The organism is Variovorax sp. 01T439_2 (genome assembly GCF_056398445.1).
Window position 1 is genome coordinate 1 of record NZ_JBFTPJ010000292.1, and the last position, 6,107, is coordinate 6,107.

Here is a 6,107-nt window from a genome sequence, read left to right on the forward strand (position 1 = left end):
GCCCACCACGCTGGGCTTTCGCGCCGAGCAGGCCCGCATCGGCGAACCTGCCCTCGGCGAAGTGCTGCTCGAACTGCAGGGCTGCGAAACGCTGGCGGTCGAGCAGCTGGGCGACCGCGCGTACTGCTATCTGCGCTCGTCGCTCGGCGAGCTGGTGCTCATGGCGCCCGATGCCGCGGCGGATCTCTCGGGCACCCTGCGCCTGGCCATCGCGCCGGCCTCGCTTCATTTCTTCGATACCGAGGGTATGGCCTTGGGCAGCGAGGAGCGGCGGCTGGCGGCTTGAAGGTTTCGGGTGAATGCGGGGGGCGCGGCGGACGGTTGGGTGCGGGCGCGGCGCGGAAGGCCTTCGAGTTCGCGCACGGTCGACCGATCCGGTCTCAATCCCTTGACGTGGTGGCTCGCTTGCCCGAACGAATCGCGGTCAGAATTCCCGCCTTGATCTGGTCGAACAAGGCTGGCGGGAGGAACCCGTAATCGACACGCGAATCCCCGGTCGCAATTGGCCGCAGTCATAGCCCGGCCACGTGAAGCGATTGACTTCGGTCAAGATCACCCACGACCTTTCGCCGTGCAGCCCAAGGTGACTTTTAACCCTTGGTGGAATTTCGATCCCCGACGACGCATCCTCGGGTTGCGAGTGCGTGATTGGCGACACTGTGACAACGGCCTGCCCCTCGTCTTCCTCCACGGCCGTCACGATGACGCAGGGGCGATTCTTTGCCCCTTCGGTGCTTCCGCTCTGTTGCTCGTGACTCCATAGATAGGCAAAGGACACCACAAGGCCCACCTCGGGCACAGGAAAGGCCATTCGCTCAATCGCCTAGGCGTTCATTCAGCGTGTCGTGCCGCGCATCCATGCGGCTATTTGCAAGGGCCCGAATCGCCTCTTCGGGTAGGTCCTGCACGGCATAGGCCTTCGTGGCACGAGCCTTCAGGCGCACAAGCTCGTCGAACTCCTTCCGGGAGATGAAGTAGCCCGTCACACGGTTGTGACTCGTGACTGCCACAGGCTCGGGCTGGACGATCTCGCGATAGTGGCCGAAGTTCTTGGCGAACTCGGTGGAAGGAACAGTGATCACGATCATCTCCGTGTTTTCCGTATTTTTCGCAAATTCCGTCCAGCCTGCAAGAAGGCGGCATCCTTGCCACGCTGGGCTTTCGCGCCATACCCGCATCTGCAGCACGCACACGACCTGCTTTGCCGTACTGAGGTCGCGATTCGAACCACCCGTGCACTACCGCTGCCGAAAAGGCCTACGCGGAGCACCGATGGCAACTTAACTCTACGTTGACAACTTCATCGACCCCGACATCATGTCCTGCGGATCGAGGGGCGCACTCTGATGCCAACCGGGGAAAGAAGGAAGCCATGCCTCATACCTTGCTGCGACGACTTTTGATGTCACTGGGCTGCCTGTCGGGATTTGCCGCTGCTCCTCAGGCGCAGGCCGCGCCGCTCGGCGATCCCGTCATGGTGAATACCGCCACCGCGGGCAACCAGCGTCCGGTCTACTTCTCCGCAGGATCGAACGGCGAGAAACTTCTGATCTGGTCCGACGCCGCAGCAAATGCCACATACGCTCAAAGAATCAGGTCGTCAGGAACGCCGTATCTGACCAAACTCCCGATCCAGGCGCCTCCGGCGTATGCGAATTTCTCGGTCGACCGTATCGGCAACTTCGTCTTCGGAAGCGAGCCGGGAAGAGTCACGGCCTATGACAGAAGCGGCAATCTGCTCTCCAGTTTCCAAACCACTCCGGATTCATCGAGCACGGTCGCCAGCATGGACACGGATGGCAACATCACCGCCGCCTACTCGCGCTCGGCCTCGGAAGGGGCGCCTCGTACGATTGCAATCAGGCGATTCAATACCCGCGGAGTTCCCCTCGGTCCCGAAGTCATCGTTGCATCGGATGCCCCGGACAAGCTCTCCGGCCCCAGTTCGGTTGCCACCGACGATGCAGGCAACATCGCTTTGTCATTTGCGACCAGGCCCGGTCCCACGGCAAACCAATCCAACATCATGATCCAGCGCTTCAGCCGCGCAGGTGTTGCGTTGACTCCGGCGCTTGTCGTCGGCGCCATCCGGTCGATCTACAGTTCAGGCGGCCGCATTGCCATGGACCCCGGCGGAAGATCCGTCATCAGCTGGAGTGCTTCCCAGGATGACAACTACACCTGGAACATCTACGCGCGCGCCTATGACGCGAATGGCAACCCCGGCAGCGGAGTGGTGCGAGTCAACCAGCGCATCCACGAAGGCCAACCCGGGCCGAACCCGGGAGTTGCAGAGAACGGCGATTTTGTCGTTTCATGGATTGCATCGAGCGGCGTGGTCGGCGGCCCGCAAAGCTCCACGTTGGCGGCCAGACAATTTCGCAGCGACGGAACGCCGATTGCCGATGAATTCCGAGTCGACCCGCCACAACCGCAATTTGGAGCCAACCCGCTGCTGGCCATGGACCCGGTGGGAAATTTTGCAGTGGCATGGGTCAGCACCTCTGCCGGGACCGGATGGGACGTCATGGTGCGCTCCTTCAAGATGGACACCCGCCCGCCCCTTGTGCAGCTCCTGGACAACCAGGCCGTCCAAGGCCTGGCCGGCGGCACCGACAGCTGGAGCTACTACAGGATCACCGTCCCACCCGGCGTCGCGCAACTCAACGTCAACATGACCGGCCCCGTCGGCGGTGGTGATGGCGACATGTACGTCCGCCTCGGCGCACTTCCGTCGTTGACGGCCTGGGACTATCGCCCCTACGTCAACGGCAGCAACGAAGCCATCGCGATCAGCAATCCCCTGCCTGGCGACTTCTACATCGCGATCCACGGGCGCAGCGCCTACTCGTCGGTCGGCCTGACCGCCAGCTACGACTGAGGCCCGCCTCCTGAAGAGCTTTCGCGGTGCACCCGGCTCGGCGTCGGCGGCGAAAGCTTCGGTCTGATGTGCCGCGAGAGGGGTGGGAGCTCCAGGCAGATTCTCAGTCCGCGGTCGCGCCCGACTTCTTCACCAGCTCGGCCCAGCGCGGGATCTCGCGCGCCATGTGGTCGCGCAGTTCCTCGGGCGTGCTGCCGACGATCTCCATCGCCAGCTGGCCCGAGAGCTTGGCCTGCACGTCGGGCTGCTTCAGCGCCTTGACGATCTCGGCGTTCAGGCGCTGCACGATCGGCTTGGGCGTGCCCTTGGGCGCATACACGGCCTGCCACGACGACATCTCGAAGCCCGGCACGCCAGACTCGATCATGGTCGGCAGCTCCGGCACCAGCGCGATGCGCTTGCCGGTGGTCACGGCCAGCAGCTTGAGCCGGCCGCTCTTGACCAGCGGCAGCGCGGCCGTCACCTGGTCGAACATGAAAGGCACCAGGCCCGACGCGACGTCGGTCATGGCCGGCGGCGTGCCCTTGTACGGCACGTGCGTGAGCTTCACGCCGATCATGTCGGCGAACATCTCGCCCGCCAGGTGYGTCGAGGTGCCGGCGCCGGACGATGCGAAGGTGCGCTTGGACTCGTCCTTCTTGAGCAGCGCGATGAGTTCGGCCACCGAGTTCACGCCGAGCTGGCTGTTGACGATCAGCACGTTGGGCAGCCGCCCGACCAGCGACACGGGCTCGAAGTCCTTCATCGGGTCGTAGGGCAGCTTCTTGTAGAGGCTGGCGTTGATGGCGTGCGTGCTGATGGTGCCGCCGAACAGCGTGTAGCCGTCAGGCGCGGCCTTGGCCACGTAGGCCGCGCCGATGCCGCCGGCCTGCCCCGGCTTGTTGTCCACCACCACCGACTGGTGAAGGCTCTCCTGCAGCTTGTTCGACAGGATGCGGCCCACGATGTCGGTGGAGCCGCCGGCCGTGAAGGGCACGACGTAGGTGATGGTCTTGGYGGCCGGCCATTCGGCTTGTGCGAGGGCCGCGGCCGGGGCCAATGCGAGTGCGGCGAGCAGGAGGCCCGCGGCGCGTTGGATGAAGGGCATGGTGTTGTCTCTGTTGTCGTTGGTCGTCGTCGGAAAAAGCCCGGCTTCAGCGCCCGCGGGCCTCGCGCCAGGCGGCGAACTCGGTGCGGCTTTGCTCGTCGGTCGGCGGATAGAGGCCGAGGATGGAGCGGCCCTCGAGCACCTTCTCCTGCACGAAGTCCTCGAAGACGGTCATCTCGGTGGCCTCGGCCGCGACCTCGTCGGCCATGGCCGCCGGAATCACGATGACGCCTTCGGCATCGCCCACCACCACGTCGCCGGGCCACACGGCCACGTCGCCGCAGCCGATCGGCACGTTGACGTCGATCGCCTGGTGCAAGGTCAGGTTGGTGGGCGCGCTCGGGCGCTGGTGGTAGGCGGGAAAGCCGAGCTTCGCGATGTCGGGGCTGTCGCGAAAGCCCCCGTCGGTGACCACGCCGGCCACGCCGCGCTTCATGAGCCGGCTCACCAGGATGCCGCCGGCCGAGGCGGCGCGCGCGTCCTTGCGGCTGTCCATCAGCAGCACCGCGCCCACCGGGCACTGCTCCACGGCCTGGCGCTGCGGATGGTTGCGGTCGTTGAACACGGTGATCGGGTTCAGGTCCTCGCGCGCCGGCATGTAGCGCAGCGTGAAGGCCTCGCCGACCATGTTGGGAAGCGTCGGGTCGAGCGGATGCACGTCCTGGATGAACTGGTTGCGCAGTCCGCGCTTGAACAGCGCCGTGCACAGGGTGGCGGTGCTGACTTTCATCAGCTTCTCGCGGGTTTGGGGATTCACGTGGGTCTCCGTTCAGGTCTTCAAAAGATGTCTGGCTCGGGCACCGGCCGGCCGAAGGTGGTTTCGAGAAAGTCGAAGTCGCAGCCCTCGTTGGCCTGCAGGATGTGGCGGCCGAACATCCAGCCGTAGCCGCGTTCGTAGCGCGCAGGCGGCGGTGTCCAGGCGGCCTTGCGGCGGGCCAGTTCCTCGTCGCTCACTTCGAGATGGATGGTGCGTGCGGGCACGTCCACTGTGATGCGGTCGCCCGTGCGCACCAATGCCAGCGGCCCGCCCACGGCGGCCTCGGGCGAGCAGTGCAGCAGGCAGCCGCCGTAGCTGGTGCCGCTCATGCGCGCATCCGACAGGCGCAGCATGTCCTTCACGCCCTGCTTGAGCAGCTTGGTCGGGATCGGCAGCATGCCCCACTCGGGCATGCCGGCGCCCTTGGGGCCGGCGTTGCGCAGCACCAGGATGTCGTCGCCGGTCACGTCGAGCGCGGGATCGTCCACCGCCTGCTTGAGCGCCGGATAGTCGTCGAATACCAGCGCGCGCCCGGTGTGCTGCAGCAGGTGCGGCGCGCAGGCGCTGGGCTTGATCACCACGCCGTCGGGCGCGAGGTTGCCGCGCAGCACGGCCAGCGCGCCTTCGGCATAGATGGGGTTGGCGAGCGGGCGGATGACGTCGTCGTTGAATACCTCGGCGCCCGCGATGTTCTCACCGAGGGTGCGGCCGTTGACCGTGCGCGCCTCGGTCTTCAGGTGGCCGCGGATGCGCTCGAGCATCGCAGGCAGGCCGCCCGCATAGAAGAAGTCTTCCATCAGGTAGGTGTCGCCGCTCGGCCGGATGTTGGCCACCACCGGCACCCGGCGGCTCGCGGCATCGAAGTCGTCCAGCGTGACCGGATGGCCCGCGCGGCGCGACATGGCGATCAGGTGGACGATGGCGTTGGTGCTGCATCCCATCGCCATCGCGCAGGCGATGCCGTTCTCGAAGTTGGCGCGCGTGAGCATGCGGGCGGGCGTGAGGTCGTCCCACACCATCTCGACGATGCGGCGGCCGCATTCGGCGCTCATGCGCACGTGGTTGGCATCGGCCGCCGGAATGCTCGAGGCGCCCGGCAGCGTGAAGCCCACGGCCTCGGCGATGCCCATCATGGTGGCGGCGGTGCCCATGGTCATGCAGGTGCCGTGGCTGCGCGCGATGCCCGCTTCCATCTCCTGCCAGGCCTGGTCGCTCAGCTGGCCGGCGCGGCGCTGGTCCCAGTACTTGAAGGCGTCCGAGCCCGAGCCCAGCACCTGCCCGCGCCAGTTGCCGCGCAGCATCGGGCCGGCCGGCAGATAGATGAAGGGCAGCCCCATGGAGAGCGCGCCCATCGTGAGGCCCGGCGTGGTCTTGTCGCAGCC

At 66.0% G+C, this 6,107-nt stretch carries 6 protein-coding genes and 1 pseudogene; 2 read left to right on the forward strand and 5 right to left on the reverse strand.

Translation table 11 applies throughout. The features are described from left to right. Window positions 1-286: pseudogene (locus AC1DOC_RS15350) on the forward strand (ABC transporter ATP-binding protein); the annotation flags it as partial. A gap of 138 nt (window positions 287-424) precedes the next feature. Here the strand turns inward: AC1DOC_RS15350 and AC1DOC_RS15355 are convergent. Further along, complete coding sequence (locus tag AC1DOC_RS15355; protein WP_478080878.1) at window positions 425-811, reverse strand: type II toxin-antitoxin system PemK/MazF family toxin; 387 nt, start codon at window positions 809-811, stop codon at window positions 425-427. 4 nt (window positions 812-815) lie between these two features. Next, a complete protein-coding gene (locus AC1DOC_RS15360; RefSeq protein ID WP_478080879.1) occupies window positions 816-1,088 on the reverse strand; it encodes a type II toxin-antitoxin system Phd/YefM family antitoxin in 273 nt (90 codons plus the stop codon). 284 nt (window positions 1,089-1,372) lie between these two features. Here AC1DOC_RS15360 and AC1DOC_RS15365 point away from each other — a divergent pair, with 284 nt between their 5' ends. Beyond that, complete coding sequence (locus tag AC1DOC_RS15365; RefSeq protein WP_478080880.1) at window positions 1,373-2,881, forward strand: PPC domain-containing protein; 1,509 nt, start codon at window positions 1,373-1,375, stop codon at window positions 2,879-2,881. A 103-nt stretch (window positions 2,882-2,984) separates the two neighbouring features. Here the strand turns inward: AC1DOC_RS15365 and AC1DOC_RS15370 are convergent, their stop codons facing one another. From AC1DOC_RS15370 to AC1DOC_RS15380, 3 genes are all read right to left on the reverse strand, one after another. Next, window positions 2,985-3,968 carry a Bug family tripartite tricarboxylate transporter substrate binding protein gene (locus tag AC1DOC_RS15370; protein WP_478130033.1) on the reverse strand — a complete coding sequence of 328 codons (984 nt, stop codon included), beginning with the start codon at window positions 3,966-3,968 and terminating at the stop codon, window positions 2,985-2,987. Window positions 3,969-4,014: 46 nt separating this feature from the next. After that, on the reverse strand, window positions 4,015-4,725 hold the full coding sequence (locus AC1DOC_RS15375) for a ribonuclease activity regulator RraA (protein ID WP_478080881.1): 711 nt from the start codon (window positions 4,723-4,725) through the stop codon (window positions 4,015-4,017). A gap of 20 nt (window positions 4,726-4,745) precedes the next feature. Then, a partial coding sequence (locus AC1DOC_RS15380; RefSeq protein ID WP_478130034.1) for a dihydroxy-acid dehydratase occupies window positions 4,746-6,107 on the reverse strand: 1,362 nt, incomplete at its 5' end.